Origin of the sequence: Crossiella sp. SN42 (assembly GCF_023897065.1) — a bacterium.
In the GTDB taxonomy this organism is placed as follows: Bacteria; Actinomycetota; Actinomycetes; order Mycobacteriales; family Pseudonocardiaceae; genus Crossiella.
On sequence record NZ_JAMHIV010000016.1, the window covers coordinates 175,038 to 191,265 of the forward strand.

The 16,228-nt window shown below is 72.5% G+C and carries 15 protein-coding genes; 6 read left to right on the forward strand and 9 right to left on the reverse strand.

Annotated features, from left to right (window positions below; translation table 11 throughout):
• Window positions 1-2: 2 nt before the first annotated feature.
• The 5 genes from M8C13_RS20575 (at window position 3) to M8C13_RS20595 (ending at window position 7,311) form a co-directional block, all read left to right on the forward strand.
• Window positions 3-1,160 (forward strand): family 2 encapsulin nanocompartment cargo protein terpene cyclase, encoded by a 1,158-nt coding sequence (locus M8C13_RS20575; protein ID WP_252482264.1) that lies wholly within the window; start codon window positions 3-5, stop codon window positions 1,158-1,160.
• 63 nt (window positions 1,161-1,223) lie between these two features.
• Window positions 1,224-2,639, forward strand: coding sequence for a family 2B encapsulin nanocompartment shell protein (locus M8C13_RS20580; RefSeq protein ID WP_374213109.1), 1,416 nt, complete (start codon window positions 1,224-1,226; stop codon window positions 2,637-2,639).
• A gap of 5 nt (window positions 2,640-2,644) precedes the next feature.
• Window positions 2,645-3,691: a family 2 encapsulin nanocompartment cargo protein polyprenyl transferase gene (locus M8C13_RS20585; protein ID WP_252482265.1), complete on the forward strand. Its 1,047-nt coding sequence runs from the start codon at window positions 2,645-2,647 to the stop codon at window positions 3,689-3,691.
• Window positions 3,692-3,785: 94 nt separating this feature from the next.
• Window positions 3,786-6,959 carry an NACHT domain-containing NTPase gene (locus M8C13_RS20590; protein ID WP_252482266.1) on the forward strand — a complete coding sequence of 1,058 codons (3,174 nt, stop codon included), beginning with the start codon at window positions 3,786-3,788 and terminating at the stop codon, window positions 6,957-6,959.
• A gap of 31 nt (window positions 6,960-6,990) precedes the next feature.
• Window positions 6,991-7,311, forward strand: coding sequence for an MGMT family protein (locus tag M8C13_RS20595; protein ID WP_252482267.1), 321 nt, complete (start codon window positions 6,991-6,993; stop codon window positions 7,309-7,311).
• Here the strand turns inward: M8C13_RS20595 and M8C13_RS20600 are convergent.
• The 8 genes from M8C13_RS20600 to M8C13_RS20635 form a co-directional block, all read right to left on the reverse strand.
• Window positions 7,308-8,297 (reverse strand): pirin family protein, encoded by a 990-nt coding sequence (locus M8C13_RS20600; protein ID WP_252482268.1) that lies wholly within the window; start codon window positions 8,295-8,297, stop codon window positions 7,308-7,310. The genes M8C13_RS20595 and M8C13_RS20600 overlap by 4 nt on opposite strands.
• A 70-nt stretch (window positions 8,298-8,367) precedes the next feature.
• Complete coding sequence (locus M8C13_RS20605) at window positions 8,368-8,778, reverse strand: VOC family protein (protein WP_252482269.1); 411 nt, start codon at window positions 8,776-8,778, stop codon at window positions 8,368-8,370.
• Entirely contained in the window at window positions 8,775-9,215 is a 441-nt protein-coding gene (locus M8C13_RS20610) for a helix-turn-helix domain-containing protein (protein WP_252482270.1), read from the reverse strand. The genes M8C13_RS20605 and M8C13_RS20610 overlap by 4 nt, the downstream gene beginning before the upstream one ends.
• Window positions 9,216-9,236: 21 nt before the next feature.
• Window positions 9,237-9,896, reverse strand: a complete 660-nt coding sequence (locus M8C13_RS20615) for a sirohydrochlorin chelatase (protein WP_252482271.1) — start codon at window positions 9,894-9,896, stop codon at window positions 9,237-9,239.
• Window positions 9,893-11,017, reverse strand: coding sequence for a uroporphyrinogen-III synthase (locus M8C13_RS20620; RefSeq protein WP_252482307.1), 1,125 nt, complete (start codon window positions 11,015-11,017; stop codon window positions 9,893-9,895). The genes M8C13_RS20615 and M8C13_RS20620 overlap by 4 nt, the downstream gene beginning before the upstream one ends.
• Before the next feature lie 17 nt (window positions 11,018-11,034).
• Window positions 11,035-11,373 carry a nitrite reductase small subunit NirD gene (nirD, locus tag M8C13_RS20625; protein WP_252482272.1) on the reverse strand — a complete coding sequence of 113 codons (339 nt, stop codon included), beginning with the start codon at window positions 11,371-11,373 and terminating at the stop codon, window positions 11,035-11,037.
• Window positions 11,370-13,859, reverse strand: a complete 2,490-nt coding sequence (nirB, locus tag M8C13_RS20630; protein ID WP_252482273.1) for a nitrite reductase large subunit NirB — start codon at window positions 13,857-13,859, stop codon at window positions 11,370-11,372. Before nirB ends, nirD begins: the two co-directional genes overlap by 4 nt.
• A gap of 127 nt (window positions 13,860-13,986) precedes the next feature.
• Window positions 13,987-15,315, reverse strand: coding sequence for a NarK family nitrate/nitrite MFS transporter (locus M8C13_RS20635; RefSeq protein WP_252482274.1), 1,329 nt, complete (start codon window positions 15,313-15,315; stop codon window positions 13,987-13,989).
• 231 nt (window positions 15,316-15,546) lie between these two features.
• Between M8C13_RS20635 and M8C13_RS20640 the strand changes: the two genes are divergently transcribed.
• The gene (locus tag M8C13_RS20640; protein WP_252482275.1) at window positions 15,547-15,837 is read left to right on the forward strand and encodes a hypothetical protein; all 291 of its coding nucleotides are present in this window, start codon (window positions 15,547-15,549) and stop codon (window positions 15,835-15,837) included.
• A gap of 18 nt (window positions 15,838-15,855) precedes the next feature.
• Here the strand turns inward: M8C13_RS20640 and M8C13_RS20645 are convergent, their stop codons facing one another.
• Window positions 15,856-16,215 carry a CU044_2847 family protein gene (locus M8C13_RS20645; protein ID WP_252482276.1) on the reverse strand — a complete coding sequence of 120 codons (360 nt, stop codon included), beginning with the start codon at window positions 16,213-16,215 and terminating at the stop codon, window positions 15,856-15,858.
• Window positions 16,216-16,228 lie beyond the last annotated feature (13 nt).

A 16,228-nucleotide genomic window follows, 5' to 3' on the forward strand; every position in this document is an offset into this window, starting at 1 on the left:
CCATGTCCGAGGCAGTGGCCCCCGCCCCGACGCGCCCGGCCTGGCTGGCCGGGCCGTCGGGGCTGGGCACCTCCGCGGCCCGCGTCGCCGCCGTGTTCGGCCAGGAACCGCCGCCGGTGGCGGTGGCCGAGCCGCCGCCACCAGCTGTCCCGGAACCGGCGCCCAGCGGCGATCCCGCCTACGCGTACCGGTCCTGGGGCGAGGGGAACTTCTCGCCGGTGTACGTGCCGGTGGTGGAGCGGATCAACCCGGCGCTGGGCACCGAGGTGGACCTGCGGGTGGTGGACTGGGCGCTGGCATGCGGGTTCTCCGAGCAGGAGAGCGAGCTGATGGGCAAGGGCGGGTTCGGCAGGCTGGCCATGCTCTGCCATCCGGACGCCGAGGACCCGGACCAGCTGCTGATCTCGGCGCGGCTGAACGCGGCCTGGTGGGCCGCGGACGACCTCTACGCCGACAGCACCGAGCACGGGGCCACCCCCACCGAGCTGCCCGGCAGGCTGATGCTGGCCATGGCCGCGATGGACCCGGTGCCCGACGCCAGGGAGTTCACCCCGCCGCTGGAGGAGAAGATCGCCGGTGAGCGGGTGCTGGTGGCGCTGCGCTCGGGCATCGAGCACCTGGCCGCGCGCAGCACGCCCGCGGTGGTGCAGCGGGTGAACTACTCGACCTTCGCCATGTTCGTCAGCTGGACCGCCTACGCGGCCTGGCGGCACACCGACTCCTACCCGCCGGCCTGGGAGTACCTGGCCGCGCGGCAGCACGACAACTTCTACACCTCGATGACGCTGATCGACGCGGTCGGCGGCTACGAGGTGCCTGCCAACCTGTACAACGCCCCGGAGGTCCGGGAGGCCGCGTTCCAGGCGGGTCTGGCCAGCGTGCTGGTCAACGACCTGTTCTCGGTGGCCAAGGACGCCGCGGACGAGCTGCCGGTGTGCAACATGGTCTTGCAGATCGCCGCCGACCGGGGCTGCTCCATCGAGGAGGCCACCGAGGTGACGGTGGAGCTGCACAACGAGGTCGTGCGCGACTTCGAGGCCGGGCACCGGCGGCTGGCCGCGGTGCCCTCGCCGGAGCTCCAGCGGTTCCTGCGCGGCCTGCGGGCCTGGATGGGCGGCGGGTTCGAGTGGCACCACACGAATCCCCGCTACCGGACCTGATCCCCACTGTTTTCTTCAGTTTCGATTCCTGTTGACCTGTAACGAGACTTGGCGGTGTGCACGGTGACAGAAGCGTTGGAGTCCGACGTCCGGACCAATGGCAACGGGAACGGCAACGGCGCTCAACTGAGCCTGGGCACGGCGGCGGCGCGGAACCTGGCGTCGACCACCAAGTCCGTGCCGCAGATGCAGGGCATCAGCCCGCGCTGGCTGCTCAAGGTGCTGCCCTGGGTGGAGGCCAGCGGCGGCGCCTACCGGGTGAACCGCCGGATGACCTACTCCATCGGCGACGGCAGGCTCACCTTCAGCAACGTCGGCACCCAGATCCGGGTGGTGCCGCCGGAGCTGTGCGAGCTACCGCTGCTGCGTGGGTTCGAGGACCAGGAGGTGCTCGCCGCGCTGGCCGACCGGTTCGAGCAGCAGGGCTTCGAGAAGGGCGAGGTGCTGGTCACCCAGGGCCAGCCGGCGGACCGGGTGATCCTGGTGGCGCACGGCCGGATCACCAAGCTCGGCGTCGGCGAGTTCGGCAACACCACCTCGCTGGGCACCCTGGTCGACGGCGACCACTTCGGCGACGAGGCGCTGCTGGGCGAGGCCACCTGGCAGTTCACCGCCCGCGCGGCCACCCCCGGCACGCTGTTGTCCTTGCCCCGCAGCGTGTTCCAGCAGCTGGTGGAGCAGTCCCCCGCGCTGCGCGAGAAGGTGACCGCCTACCGGCTCAGCCCGCGCAAACCGCAGAACGCCAAGGGCGAGGCGGAGATCGACCTGGCCTCCGGGCACGAGGGCGAGTACGAGCTGCCGGGCACCTTCGTGGACTACGAGCTCTCGCCGAGGGAGTACGAGCTGGCGGTGGCGCAGACCGTGCTGCGCGTGCACACCAGGGTCACCGACCTGTACAACCACCCGATGAACCAGCTGGACCAGCAGCTCCGGCTGACCATCGAGGCGCTGCGCGAGCGCCAGGAGCACGACATGCTCAACAACACCAACTTCGGCCTGCTGCACAACGCCGACCTCAAGCAGCGGGTGCCCACGCACAGCGGCCCGCCCACCCCGGACGACCTGGACGACCTGTTGTGCCGCAGGCGCAAGACGAAGTTCATGCTGGCTCACCCCAAGGCGATCGCCGCCTTCGGCCGGGAGTGCAACAAGCGCGGGGTCTACGCCGAGACGGTGGACTTCGAGGGCACCAAGGTGCAGGGCTGGCGCGGGGTGCCGATCCTGCCCAGCAACAAGATCCCGATCACCGAGACCGGGTCCACCTCGATCGTGGCCATGCGCGTCGGCCAGGAGGACCAGGGCGTGATCGGCCTGCACCAGACCGGCATCCCGGATGAGTACCAGCCGGGGCTGAACGTGCGGTTCATGGGCATCAACGACAAGGCGGTCACCTCGTACCTGGTCAGCACCTACTACTCGGTGGCGGTGCTGGTGCCGGACGCGCTCGGTGTGCTGGAGAACGTCGAGATCGGGCACTGACGAACATGGCGAGTGTGGAGACGACCCCGGTTCTGGGCACGGACACCATCGGTGAGGTGCTCGCCTGGAGCCGGGGCATGATCGAACCCGCCATGCGGGAGGCGGTGGAGCGACTACCGCAGTCCATGCGGCGCATCGCCGGGTACCACTTCGGCTGGTGGGACGAGCAGGGCAGGCCGAGCGAGGGCAGCAGCGGCAAGGTGATCCGGCCGGCGCTGGTGCTGCTGACCGCGGAGGCGGTGGGCGGCATCCCGGCCGCCTCGGTGCCCGCCGCGGTGGCCATCGAGCTGGTGCACAACTTCTCGTTGCTGCACGACGACGTGATGGACGGCGACACCACCCGGCGGCACCGGGCCACCGCGTGGAGCGTGTTCGGGCTGAACGCGGCGATCCTGGCCGGGGACGCGCTGCTGACGGTGGCGATGGAGGTGCTGGCCACCAGCAGGCAGCCCAGCGCGGCGGAGGCCACCAAGGTGCTCAGCGGGGCGGTGCTGGACCTGCTGGACGGGCAGTTCAACGACCTGTCCTTCGAGGACCGGGCCGATGTGGACGTGACCGAGTGCGTGGCGATGGCCATCGGCAAGACCGCCGCGCTGCCCAGGGCGGCCTGCGCGCTGGGCGGCATGTTCGGCGGCGGCAGCGCGGAGCAGGTGGCGCACCTGGCCCGCTTCGGCGAGGACGTCGGGCTGGCCTTCCAGCTGGTGGACGACCTGCTCGGCATCTGGGGCGATCCGGCGGTCACCGGCAAGCCGGTCTACTCCGACCTGCAGAACCGCAAGAAGTCGCTGCCGGTGGTCTTCGCGCTGACCTCCGGCACCCCGGCGGCCCGCGAGCTGGCCGCGCTGTACCAGCGCACCGATCCGCTGGCGCCCGCCGAGCTGGCCAAGGCGGCCGGGCTGGTGGAGGCCGCGGGCGGGCGGGCCTGGGCGCAGGAGAGGGCGGACGACCTGCTCGCGCAGGGGTTGCAGCACCTGGCGGCCAGCTCACCGCGGTCGCGGGCGGGCGGCCAGCTCACCATGCTCGCCCGATTGATCACCCAACGGGACCGGTGAGGCTTTTCGCCGCACACCAACGATTCTGGGCCGTTCGCGCACTTACCCCGCGCGGACGGCTCAGTTCCGTTTTGTCCCCCGATAGAGTGGATGGATGCTCAACGAGGCCGCGCTCGCGGTGGGGCGGCAGGTGGTCCGGCACACCGTGCGTGCCTGGCTGGACCAGCGCAAGGCGCAGTCGGACCGGCACACCCCGCTGTCCGAGCTGATCGCGGTCGCGGTGCCGGACGCCTTCTCCCGGCGCAAGTTGGAACGCCGGCTGGCCGACATCGGCGACCAGGCCGCGCACCGGCTGCGGCCCTGGTACGACGTGGAGTTCCGGGACCTGCCCGAGCACGAGCGGCGGGCCGCGCTGGACGCGGTGGCCGACGCGCTGGCCGAGGCCGACCTGTCCGACCGGACCCTGTTCGAGGCAGACCTGGACCCGGCCAAGCTGGCCAGGCTGGTGCGCGACCGGGTGCCCTCGGCGGTGGTGCGGGCCGGGCTCAGCGACGCGGCCGCGGACCTGTACTCGGCGGTGCTGGACGAGAGCTGCATGGCGCTGGTCAGTGTGGTCCGGCAGTTGCCCGCCTTCAGCCAGCGCGCGGACGCGGAGTTCCTCAGCCGGTTCGCCGCGGTGGCGGAGAAGATCGAGCTGGTGCTGCACCGGCTGCCCAGGACCTCGCTGGACGCCCCGCAGGGCAGCGCGCACGACGCGGAGTTCCGGCGGCGCTACCTGGGCTACCTGAGCGAGACGCTGGACGAGCTGGAGCTCTTCGGCGTGGACACCCGGCGGTACCGGCCGCACACCTCGGTCTCGGTGGCCTACCTGAGCCTGCGCGTGACCAGCGCAGGCGGGGAGGACGAGGACTTCTCCGCCTCGGGCTGGCGGGCGGCCGACGGCGGGCAGCGGGTGGAGTCCGCGCTGGCCGACCGGTCCCGGACGCTGCTGCGCGGGGACGCCGGGTCCGGCAAGACCACGCTGATGCAGTGGCTGTCGGTGTCCGCGGCCCGCGGCACCTTCACCGGGAAGCTGGCGCCGTGGAACAACCTGGTGCCGTTCCTGGTGCGGCTGCGCGGTTACGCCGACACCGAGCTGCCCGAGCCGCAGGACCTGGTGGCGGCCAACGCCGGGCCGATCGCCGGGCTGGCCCCGACCGGCTGGGTGCACCGGCTGCTCTCCGACGGCCAGGCGCTGCTGCTGGTGGACGGGGTGGACGAGCTGACCGCGGACCGGCGGCCCAGGGTGCGGCGCTGGCTGAAGGGCCTGCTGGCGGCCTACCCGGACCTGCGGGTGGTGGTCACCGCGCGGCCGAGCGCGGCGGACCGGAGCTGGCTGGACGCCGAGGGTTTCCGCGCGGTGCGGCTGGAACCCATGACACCGCTGGACATCGCCGAGTTCACCCGCCGCTGGCACGAGGCCATCCGCGGCGCGGCCCTGCCCTGCGAGCCGGAGGAGCTGGACGAGTACCGCACAACCCTGTTGCGGCACTTGGAGTCCCGGCCCGCGCTGCGCATGCTGGCCACCAGCCCGTTGCTGTGCGCGCTGTTGTGCGCGCTGAACCTGGACCGCCGCAAGCAGCTGCCGCCGGACCGGATGAAGCTGTACGAGGCGGCCCTGGAGCTGCTGCTGGACCGCAGGGACGCCGAACGCGAGGTGCCCGCGGCGCAGGAGCTCACGCTGGAGCCGGCGACCAAGCTCGGCGTGTTGCAGTACCTGGCCTGGAGCCTGAGCATGTGCGGCCGCACCCAGCTGGACCTGGCGGATGCCTCGGGTCACGTGCAGCGGGCGCTGGCCAGGATGCCCTCGGTGGAGCTGCACCCGGCCACGGTGTTGCAGCACCTGCTGGAGCGCAGCGGGGTGCTCCGCGAACCGGTGGAGGGCAAGGTCGACTTCATCCACCGGACCTTCCAGGAGTACCTGACCGGCAAGGAGATCGCCGACCACCACCTGGTCGGTTTCCTGGTCCAGCAGGCACATCTGGACACCTGGCGGGAGACCGTGGTGCTGGCCGCGGGGCACTGCTCGGTGCCGCTGCGGGCCGAGCTGCTGGACGGCATCCTGGACCGCGCGGACGCCGAGCGGCGGCACGCGCGCAAGCTGCGGCTGCTGGCGGCGGCCTGCCTGGAGACCACGCACACGGTGCCAGAGCAGGTGGCGGCGCGGGTGGACGCGGTGCTGGACCAGCTGGTGCCGCCGCGGGACAGCCGCGAGGTGCGCTCGCTGGTGCTGGCCGGGGAACAGGTGCTGCGCAAGCTTCCGTCCACTGTGGACGGTCTGAGTGACGCGGTGGCCACGGCCTGCGTGGAGACCGCGGCACTGGTGAACGGACCGGCCGGGCTGCGGGTGCTGAGCCGGTACGCCTCCGATCCGCGGATCTCGGTGCAGCGGGACCTGGCCTGGGCCTGGCGGCACTTCGATCCGGAGGAGTACGCGGTCCAGGTGCTCGGCAACGCGCCGCTGGCCGACGGCAGCGTGCTGGTGACCGAGTACAACCAGCTCCCGCACCTGCACCACCTGCGGCACCTGCGCTGGACCCGGATCAACGTGATCGACTCAAAGCGGACCGACCTGGAGTTCCTGGCCGGGGTGCCGCACCTGCGCTCGCTCAGCCACACCAACGATCCCGCGGCCGACCTGCACGAGCTGACCGAGCACCCACGGCTGGCCTACCTGCGGCTGCACCAGCGCTGCCGCAGCCTGGACTTCCTCAGCGCGCTGCCCAGGCTGCGCACGCTGAAGCTGACGCCGCCGGAGGGCCTGACCGACCTGTGGTTCCTGGCCGACCTGCTGGAGCTGCGCGAGCTGGACCTCAACGGCTGTCACGAGCTGACCGACCTCACCGGACTGGCCACCTGCAAGGACCTGGACACGCTGAGCCTGGGCCAGGCCTGGACGCTGACCGACCTCAGCCCGCTGGAGCTGCTGCCCAAGCTCACCGACCTGTCGCTGGACCAGCTGACCGAGCTGCCGGACCTGTCCGCGCTGACTCCGCTGATGCCCCGGCTCACCCGGCTGTGGCTCTCGGAGCTGAACGTGCCCGATCTCGAACCGCTGGCCGGGAGCTCGTTGAGCGAGCTGGACCTGCACCAGATGCCGGAGGTGGACCTGAGTCCGCTGGCCGGGCTGGCCGGCCTGCGGCTGCTCGACCTGGGCAACACCGAGGCGGTGTACGACCTGGCTCCGCTGGCCGGGCTGAACCAGCGGATGACGCTGCGGCTGTTCGTGAACCAGGAGGTCCGCAACGAGGACAAGCTGGGCCCGAACATCCGCGTCGTGCGCCACTGAGCCTGTCGGTGCCGTGCGCCAGAATGGCCGCGTGGACGAGGAAACCATGGAACGGGTGCGCAGCGCCGTGCAGTCCATCCCGGCCGGACAGGTGGCCACCTACGGCGATGTGGCCGATGTGTCGCGGGCGCCGTCGCCGCGGCTGGTGGGCCGGGTGCTGGCCGAGGACGGGCACGACCTGCCCTGGCACCGGGTGTTGCGCGCCAACGGGACCTGCGCCCCGCACCTGGCCCGCGAGCAGCTGGAGCTGCTGCGGGCCGAGGGCGTGCTGGCCGACGACGGGAAGGTCAACCTGCGCAAGTACCGCTGGGAGGCGGTGCCGGGGCCGGAGGAGCCTCCTGGTCTGTTCTAGATCCGTTCGTCGGTCGCGCCCGGGTGCGGCACGTGCTGTGGCTGGAAGGTGGCCAGGCGACCCGCCTGGTAGTCCTCCACCGCCTCGATGATCTCGGCACGGGTGTTCATCACGAACGGGCCGTAGCGCGCGACCGGCTCGTTGATCGGCCTGCCGCCGAGCACCAGCACCTCCCAGCCCTGCCCACTGGCCTGTGGCTGGGTGTCGCCCGCCCGCAGGGTGACCGCGGACCCGTGGCCGAGCACCGCGAGCTGGCCCTCTTCCAGGGGCTTGGCCTCCGCGCCGACCGTGCCGCGGCCGGAGAGCACGTAGACGAGCGCGTTGAAGTTCTCCGGCCAGGGCAGGTCGAGCCGCGCGCCGGGGCTGACCGTGGCGTGCAGGTAGGTGATCGGGGTCCAGGTGACGCCCGGACCGGCGTGCCCGTCCAGCTCACCCGCGATCACCCGCACCAGCGCGCCACCGTCCACACTGGACACCAGGCCGACGTCGCGGGCGCCGATGTCCTGGTACCGCGGCGGTGTCCACTTCAGCGAGCGGGGCAGGTTCACCCACAGCTGCACCCCGTGGAACAGCCCGCCCCTGGTCACCAGCTCCTCGGTGGGCAGCTCGCTGTGCAGCACCCCGGCGCCCGCGGTCATCCACTGGGTCTGGCCGTCCGCGATCACCCCGCCGCCACCGGTGGAGTCGGCGTGCTGCCAGGCCCCGTCGATGACGTAGGTGACCGTCTCGAACCCGCGGTGCGGGTGCCAGGGCGCGCCCTTGGCCTCCCCCGGCGCGTACTCCACCGCGCCGAGGTGGTCCAGCATCAGGAACGGGTCGGCCATGGCCAGGTCCACCCCGGGGAAGGGCCGCCGGACCGCGAAGCCCTCGCCCTCCACCGAGTGCGTGGCGTGCACCGTGCGCAGCACCGGCCGCCAGGCGGTGAGCTCCTGGGGCAGCTCGGGCAGGCGGGGCAGGGTCAGGGTGTCGGCGGTGACGGCTGGCATGGCTGCCTCCTCGGTCCCCGGCCGCCTCAGCCGGCGGCCGCTGCCCCCGTCAACTAAGTTGACGCTTCAACTATTCCATCCTGGTCTGGGTCAGCCGCCAGTGGTTGCCGAAGGGGTCGCGCAGGCCGACGTCGATGCCGTAGTCGTGCTGTTCCGGCTCGCCGATGAACTCCACGCCCTTGGCCGAGAGCTCCCGGTAGGTGGCCCAGACGTCCTTGGTGCCGAAGCCGCCTGGACACAGCAGGCCCGCGGCCATCAGCTGGCGGAGGTGGGCCGCGCTGGCCTCGTCCACCAGCGGGGGCGCCGGCAGGTTCAGCGCGATGGGCACCTGCGGGGCTTCCGGGGCGGTGACCGACACCCAGCGCATGTGCTCGAACTGGACGTCGCCGTGCGGCGCGAATCCCAGCTTGTTGACGTAGAAGTCCAGTGCCTGGTCCTGGTCGGCGACCCAGACGTGCACCATGTTGACGGCAGTGATCATGCGGTCACGGTAGCCAGGCCGGGTGCGCCGGGGCTTCTCCAAAACTGCTCTTCACGCGGACGGCTCATGGCCCGGACGAAGCAGCCGGGCACCGGGCCGTAGCCGGGGTGCGCGCGGGCCCGGTAGGCGCTCGGGCTCTCCCCGACGAAGCGGCGGAACTGGGTGCTGAAGGAGCCGAGGCTGGTGAAGCCGACCGCGAGACAGACCTCGGTGACGCTGGTCCGGCCCGCGCGGAGCAGGGTTTTCGCCCGTTCCATCCGGCGGGTGAGCAGGTACCGGTGCGGGGTCTCGCCGAAGGCGGCCTTGAAGCGGCGGCTGAAGTGGGACGGGGACACCGCGGCCGCCCTGGCCAGCGCCGGGATGTCCAGCGGCTCGGCGTAGGCGGTGTCGATCAGGTCGCGGGCCCGCAGCAGGTGCCGGGTCAGTGGCGCGTCCATGCGGGCATTGTCGCGCCGGGGTCAGACAGTCGCGGCCAGGTAGCGGTGCACGACCAAGTCGACCACCCGGTCGTGCGCGCCGAGTGGTTCGGCCACCACCGCGTGCCCGGCCACCCGCAGCGCCTGGTGGAACAGCCCGGGAGCGAGCAGCCAGGAGGCCACCGAGACCCGGCGGCCGGTGCGGCGGGCCGCCTCCAGCGCGGTGCCCAGGCCGGGGGCGGCGGTGGTCACGTAGCCAACCTCCACCTGATCGCCCAACCGGTCGCTCAGCTGGGCGGCGGCCGCCCGGACCTCGGTCAGCGCGCCCTCGTCCGAGGAGCCCGCCGCACCGAGCACCACCGCGTCGCCGGGTCGCCAGCCCGCTTCGACCAGGCGCAGGGCGGCCAGTGCGACCAGTTCTGGGGCCGCGCCGAAGGCCGGGGTCACCGTGACGTTGCGGCAGCCGCTGGCCAGCACCTCGGCAGGCACGTCCACCCGGACGTGGTAGCCGCTGGCCAGGAACGCCGGCACCACCACCGCGTCGTCTGCCAGCACCTCGGACAGCCGGGGCTCGCGGACATCGGCGTAGGCGACGGTGACCGGCTGCCCGAGCCTGCGCGCGGTGGCGGCGGCCAGCGCCTCGGTGACCAGCGCGCCCGCCGGGTCCTTGGTGCCGTGCGCGATGAGCACCAGGGGTCTCATCGCAGCGCTCCGGCCGGGGTGTCCAGCGGGATCCGGTAGCCGCGCTTGACCACGGTCTGGATCAGCCGGGGCTCGCCGAGGGCGGTGCGCAGCCTGCCCACCGCGGTCTCCACCGCGTGCTCCTCGCCGCCGGTGGGCAGCGCGGCCAGCAGCTCGGCCCTGGGCACCACCTTGCCGGAGTGCCGGACCAGCGCGCGCAGCACGGCCATCGGGGCGGGCGCGACCGGGCGGTACTCGCCGTCGACCAGCACCGCCTGGCCGCGTAGCTCCAGGTCCTTCCCGGCCACCCGGAGCCGGGGCGCGCGGGCGGCCAGCTCGGTGCCCAGGTGACGGGCCAGCGCGCCGATCCGGCCACGGTCGGGGGCCACCACCGGGACGCCCGCGGCGACCAGCGGGGCGGCGGTGATCGAGCCGACGCAGGCGACCAGCACCTGGGTGCGCAGTGCCTCGATCAGCTCGGCGCGGCGGCCGCGGAGTTCCGCGTGCGCCAACAGGTTCGCCGCGGCCGGCGCGCTGGTGAAGGCCAGCGCGTCCACCTGGCCGAGGCCGATCGCGTCCAGCAGGCGGTCCAGCGGGGCCAGGTCGGTGGGGCGGGACCAGCGGTAGACCGGCACCGGCACGACTTCGGCGCCGGCCGCGCGCAGCGGTTCGACCACCTCCGGCACGGGCGCGCCGTGTTCCTGCACCGCGATCCGGCGGCCGCGCACGCCGGTGGCCAGCAGGTGGGCCAGCAGGTCCGCGTTGGACTCCGAGGCGGGCGAGAAGGCCTCGGTCAGTCCGGCGGCCCTGATCGCGCCGCGCGCCTTGGGGCCGCGGGCGAGCACGGTGGCGCCGGCCAGCCGCTGCCGCAGCGCGGCGGCCAGGCCCCAGCCCTCAGCGGCCTCCAGCCAGCCGCGGAAGCCGATCGCGGTGGTGGCCACCACCACGTCCACCGGGTTGTCCAGCACCGCCCTGGTGGCGCCGATCAGCTCGGCGTCATCGGCCAGCGGGGTGATCCGGATCGCCGGGGCGTGCAGCACGGTGGCGCCCCGGCGTTCCAGTAGTGCGGCCAGCTCCTCGGCCCGGCGAGCGGCGGTCAGGCCGATCGTGAACCCGGCGAGGGCGGGCAGCGCACCGTCCACAGAGGACGGTGTGCTGTTCACGGCAGCTCCACGTAGACGGTGCCCGCGTCCACTTTCACCGCGTAGCGCGGCAGCGACACCGCCGCGTTGTCCAGGCACTCGCCGGTGCGCAGGGCGAAGGGCTGCTTGTGCATGGGCGAGGTGACCACCGGCTCGCCCGCCCGGTCGCCGACGATGCCACGGGAGATCACCGCGGCCTGGCTGAACGGGTCCACGTTGCCCAGCGCGTGCACCTCCCCGTCGTGCGTGCGGAACAGCGCGACCTGCGCGCCACCCGGCAGCAGGGCGGCGGCGCCGCGCTCGGGAAGCAGGGCGGTGTAGCGGCACACCGGCACCCAGGCGTCGATAGCGGTCATCGTGCAGTCACCTCCGGTATACCCAGCCGCACGGGCACGGGCTGCCCGCGCTCGCTGCGGAACGAGATGCTCGGATCGGGTGTGCCGGGCGCGTTGACGAAGGAGGCGAAGCGGCTCAGCTTCTCCTCGTCCTCCAGCACCCCGCGCCACTCGTCCGTGTAGTTCTCCACGTGCCGCGCCATCGCGGTCTCCAGCTCCTCGGCGATGCCGAGGCTGTCCTCGACGATCACCGCGCGCAGGTGGTCCAGGCCGCCGTCCATGGCCTCGACCCAGCTCGCGGTGCGCTGCAAGCGGTCCGCGGTGCGCACGTAGAACATCAGGAACCGGTCGATCAGCCGGATCAGCGTCTCCCGGTCCACGTCGGCGGCCAGCAGTTCGGCGTGCCGGGGCGTGAAGCCGCCGTTGCCGCCCACGTAGAGGTTCCAGCCCTCCTCGGTGGCGATCACGCCGAAGTCCTTGCTCCTGGCCTCCGCGCATTCCCTGGCACAGCCGGAAACCCCGGCCTTGATCTTGTGCGGGGAGCGCAGGCCGCGGTAGCGCAGCTCCAGCTCCACCGCCAGGCCGACGGAGTCCTGCACGCCGTAGCGGCACCAGGTGTCGCCCACGCAGGACTTCACCGTGCGCAGCGCCTTGCCGTAGGCGTGCCCGGACTCGAACCCGGCGTCCACCAGCCGCCGCCAGATCAGCGGCAACTGGTCCACGGTGGCCCCGAACAGGTCGATCCGCTGCCCGCCGGTGATCTTGGTGTAGAGGTCGAAGTCCCTGGCCACCTCGGCGATGACGAGCAGCTTGGCCGGGGTGATCTCGCCGCCGGGGATGCGCGGCACCACCGAGTAGGTGCCGTTGCGCTGGATGTTGGCCAGGAAGTGGTCGTTGGTGTCCTGCAAGGAGGCCTGCTCGCCGTCGAGCACGTGCGGGGAGCCCAGCGAGGCCAGGATGGAGGCCACCACCGGCTTGCAGATGTCGCAGCCGCGGCCGGCGCCGTGCTTGCCGACCAGCTCGCTGAAGGTGCGGATGCCGGTGGCGCGCACGATCTCGAACAGCTCGGCGCGGGAGTGCGCGAAGTGCTCGCACAGCGCGGTGGACTGCTCCACCCCGCAGGCGGTGAGCAGCTGCTTGAGCATGGGCACGCAGGAGCCGCAGCCGGTGCCCGCCTTGGTGCAGGACTTCAGCGAGGGCACGTCCGCGCAGCCGTCCTCGGTGATGGCGCAGCGGATCTGCGCCTTGGTCACCGCGTGGCAGGAGCAGACCTGGGCGTCATCGGGCATCGCGCCGATGCCGACCCCGCCGCCGGAGCTCGGCCCGGCCAGCAGCGCGCCGGGTTCGCCGGGCAGCGCGCGGCCGACCAGCGGGCGCAGCAGCGCGTAGGCCGAGGCGTCGCCCACCAGCACGCCGCCGAGCAGGGTGGAGGCGTCGTCGGAGACCACGAGCTTCTGGTAGCGGCCGGACACCGGGTCGCTGTGCACGACCTCCAGGGCGTTGGGCGCGGTGGCGTGCGCGTCGCCGAAGCTGGCCACGTCCACGCCGAGCAGCTTGAGCTTGGTGGAGGTGTCCGCCCCGGTGAACTCGGCCGCGCCGCCCAGCAGCCGGTCCGCGACCACCTCGGCCATCGCGTAGCCGGGCCCGACCAGGCCGTAGACCTGGCCGCCGGCCAGCGCGCACTCGCCGATCGCGTAGACGTGCGGATCGCTGGTGCGGCAGGCGGAGTCGACCGCGATCCCGCCGCGCGGGCCCACTTCCAGCCCGGCCGCGCGGGCCAGCTGGTCCCTGGGCCGGATGCCCGCGGAGAACACCAGCAGCCCGGTCTCCAGCTCGCCACCGTCGGAAAGGGCCAGCCGCAGACCGGGTTCCACCCGCTGCACCGACACTCCACAGTGGACGGTGATGTCCAAGCTCTCGATCTTGCGCCGGAGCAGCGCGCCGCCGCCCTCGTCCACCTGCACCGGCATCAGCCGCGGCGCCAGCTCCACCACCGAGGTGGCCAGGCCCAGGCCGCGCAGCACGTTGGCCGCCTCCAGGCCGAGCAGCCCGCCGCCGACCACCACGCCGGAGCGCACGCCCTCGGCCGCGATCCGGATCTCGTCCAGGTCGGCGATGGTGCGGTAGACGAAGCAGCCGGGCAGGTCGTGGCCGGGCACCGGCGGCACGAACGGGGCCGAGCCGGTGGCCAGCACCAACGCGTCGTAGCCGATGATCCGGCCGGCGCTGGTGACCACCGTGCGCTCGGCGGTGTCCACCGCGGCCGCGGGCTCGCCCAGGCACAGCTCGACGCGGTCGTCGCCGTCGAACTCCGCGCCGGGCAGCCGCAGCGCCAGCTCATCCCAACTGTCCACATAGGACGAGAGTGCGACCCGGTCGTAGGCGGGGCGCGGTTCCTCGGCGAGCACCACGATCCGCCAGGTCCCGGCCAGGTCGCGTTCCCGGACCGCCTGCACCAGGCGGTGGCCGACCATGCCGTTGCCGACGACGACGAGCGTGCGAGTCATGCACTTCCTCCTCATCCGCCGGTGCCGGGTCCTGCCGCCATGGTCACGAGCGGCCGTGTCGGGCCCGGGTCACCGGTGTTGCACCCGCGTTACGAAAAGCTCCCGCTCCAGGTCAGAGCGGCGTGCGTCACACTCCGGCGTGCGCGAGGCTGGGCACCCGCACCGCGAGCACCCGTCGCCGCAGGTAGCACCACCAGGTCACGGCCAGGCAGAGCCCGTAGAAGCCCAGGAAGGTGTACAGCGCCGGGGCCAGCGAGCCCGAGCCGGTCAGCGACATGGCGAAGGCCCTGGTGATCAGGAACCCGCCCAGCGCGCCGACCGCGCCCGCGATGCCGATCACCGCCGCGGCCTGCCGTTTCGCCTGCGCGGGCTCGGCCACCCTGGCCGCGAAGATGGCCGGGATCATCCGGTAGGTGGAGCCGTTGCCCACGCCCGCGGTGATGAACAGCCACAGGAACGCGCCCAGGAACAGCGGGAAGCTGTGCTGCGCCAGCCCGGCCAGCACCCCGGCCACCCCGATGCCCATGGTGACGAAGGTCCACAGCGTCACCCGCCCGCCGCCCCACCGGTCGGCCAACCAGCCGCCGAAGGGCCGGGAGATCGAGCCGACCAGCGCGCCGAGGAAGGCGAAGTACCCGGCCTTGGACTCCGGGAAGGTGGAGTTGATCAGCAGCGGCAGCGCGGCCGAGTAGCCGATGAAGGAGCCGAAGGTGCCGATGTAGAGGAAGGACATCACCCAGGTGTGCGGCTGGAACACCGCGGCGGCGTAGGAGCGGAAGTCCGAGCGGGCCACGGTCAGGGAGTCCATGAACAGCCAGGCGCAGGCCGCCGCGATGATGATCACCGGCAGCCACATCAGCCCTGCGTAGGCCAGGTTGATCCCGGTGCTCGCGGAGATCACCAGCGGCACCGCCAGCTGCACCACGGCCACCCCGAGGTTGCCGCCAGCCGCGTTCAGCCCGAGCGCGAAGCCCTTGCGCGACTCCGGGTAGAAGAAGGAGATGTTGGCCATCGAGGAGGCGAAGTTGCCGCCGCCCAGCCCCGCGGTGCCTGCCACCACCAGGAACATCCAGTACGGCGTGGTCGGGTCGGAGACGCACCAGGCGAGCAGCCCGGTGGGGATGAGCAGCAGCGAGGCGCTGATCGCGGTCCAGGCCCGCCCGCCGAAGCGCGGCACCGCGAAGGTGTAGGGCAGCCGGAGCAGCGCGCCGAGCAGGTTGGGCACCGCGACCAGCCAGAACAGCTGGTCGACGGAGAAGGCGAAGCCCGCGGCCGGCAGGCTGACCGCCACCACGCTCCACAGCAGCCACACCGAGAAGCCCAGGTGTTCGGCCAGGATGGAGAAGACCAGGTTCCGGTTCGCCACCCGGCGCCCGGTGCGCGCCCAGAACCCGGGGTCCTCGGGTTCCCAGTGGTCGATCCAGCCTCGTCGGGCGGTGCGGTCGGCGGTGGTCACGGCGGCCTCCGGTGGTTGGGGACGCGCCGAAGTTAGGCAGCCCGGGTTACCCGGGACGTCGCCGCGTGTGACACGGCCGCGAACTCCTCCGCACGGCGCCGGGGTGCCGGGTGTGAGGTCGGCACGGCACGATCGGGTGATTCAGCCAGGTGTGAACTCGTTGCCGGGGCCGCTGCCGGTAGTGATACTCGCTGACCGTCCATTGTGCACACAGCAGATGAGGATCTTGTGATGATGCGGAACCTGGGTCGCCTCGGCGCCGGCCTGGCACTGCTCGCGGCCTTCGCGGGCACCGGTGTGGTCTCCGGTGGCGAGGCCGCCGCGGACCCGTGCGGACACTGGCGCAAAGAGACGATCTTCACCATCGACCACTACTACACGCACTGCGGCCCGACCAGGGTGTGGGTGAACATCAACGACCAGAAGGTGGGCATGCGGCCGAGCACCTGCTTCGACGCGTGGGAGACCCGCTACATCGGCAAGCTGGTCACCTACGCGCACTCCACCGGCGCGCCGTGCTGAGGTAGCTCTGAACAGGCCCTAGCTCTCCTTGGCCGGGGCCTGCTCCTCCACCACTTCCTCCAGCGGACCAGGCTGGCGCTGCCACTTCAGCTTGACCTCGAAGTGCCCCTGCACCCCGGTCCGCGCGATCACCGCGCCGGCCTGGGCGTCCAGCTTCACGCCGAACTTCAGCTCCACCTCATCCGGCCCCAGCTCCTGGAACTGGCGCAGCGCCGCCTCGGCCGCGGTCCGCACCTCGCTGAGCGCGTCGGTGAAACCGGCCCGCGCCTTCTGCAGCACCTGGCCCGGCCGGGCCGCGCGGACCACGCCGGGCTGCTCCTCCAGCTCCACCGTGACCTCGCCGCCCCCGGCCAGCTCGAAGCGCACCAGCTCGCTCATCCGCACTCCTTCA

Coding starts and splice junctions, on each gene's coding strand:
- M8C13_RS20605 (WP_252482269.1), bottom strand. CDS start 8,778: ATGATCACTGCCGTCAACATGGTGCACGTCTGGGTCGCCGACCAGGAC.
- M8C13_RS20645 (WP_252482276.1), bottom strand. CDS start 16,215: ATGAGCGAGCTGGTGCGCTTCGAGCTGGCCGGGGGCGGCGAGGTCACG.
- M8C13_RS20610 (WP_252482270.1), bottom strand. CDS start 9,215: ATGGACGCGCCACTGACCCGGCACCTGCTGCGGGCCCGCGACCTGATC.
- nirD (WP_252482272.1), bottom strand. CDS start 11,373: ATGACCGCTATCGACGCCTGGGTGCCGGTGTGCCGCTACACCGCCCTG.
- M8C13_RS20590 (WP_252482266.1), top strand. CDS start 3,786: ATGCTCAACGAGGCCGCGCTCGCGGTGGGGCGGCAGGTGGTCCGGCAC.
- nirB (WP_252482273.1), bottom strand. CDS start 13,859: ATGACTCGCACGCTCGTCGTCGTCGGCAACGGCATGGTCGGCCACCGC.
- M8C13_RS20615 (WP_252482271.1), bottom strand. CDS start 9,896: ATGAGACCCCTGGTGCTCATCGCGCACGGCACCAAGGACCCGGCGGGC.
- M8C13_RS20575 (WP_252482264.1), top strand. CDS start 3: ATGTCCGAGGCAGTGGCCCCCGCCCCGACGCGCCCGGCCTGGCTGGCC.
- M8C13_RS20640 (WP_252482275.1), top strand. CDS start 15,547: ATGATGCGGAACCTGGGTCGCCTCGGCGCCGGCCTGGCACTGCTCGCG.
- M8C13_RS20585 (WP_252482265.1), top strand. CDS start 2,645: ATGGCGAGTGTGGAGACGACCCCGGTTCTGGGCACGGACACCATCGGT.
- M8C13_RS20600 (WP_252482268.1), bottom strand. CDS start 8,297: ATGCCAGCCGTCACCGCCGACACCCTGACCCTGCCCCGCCTGCCCGAG.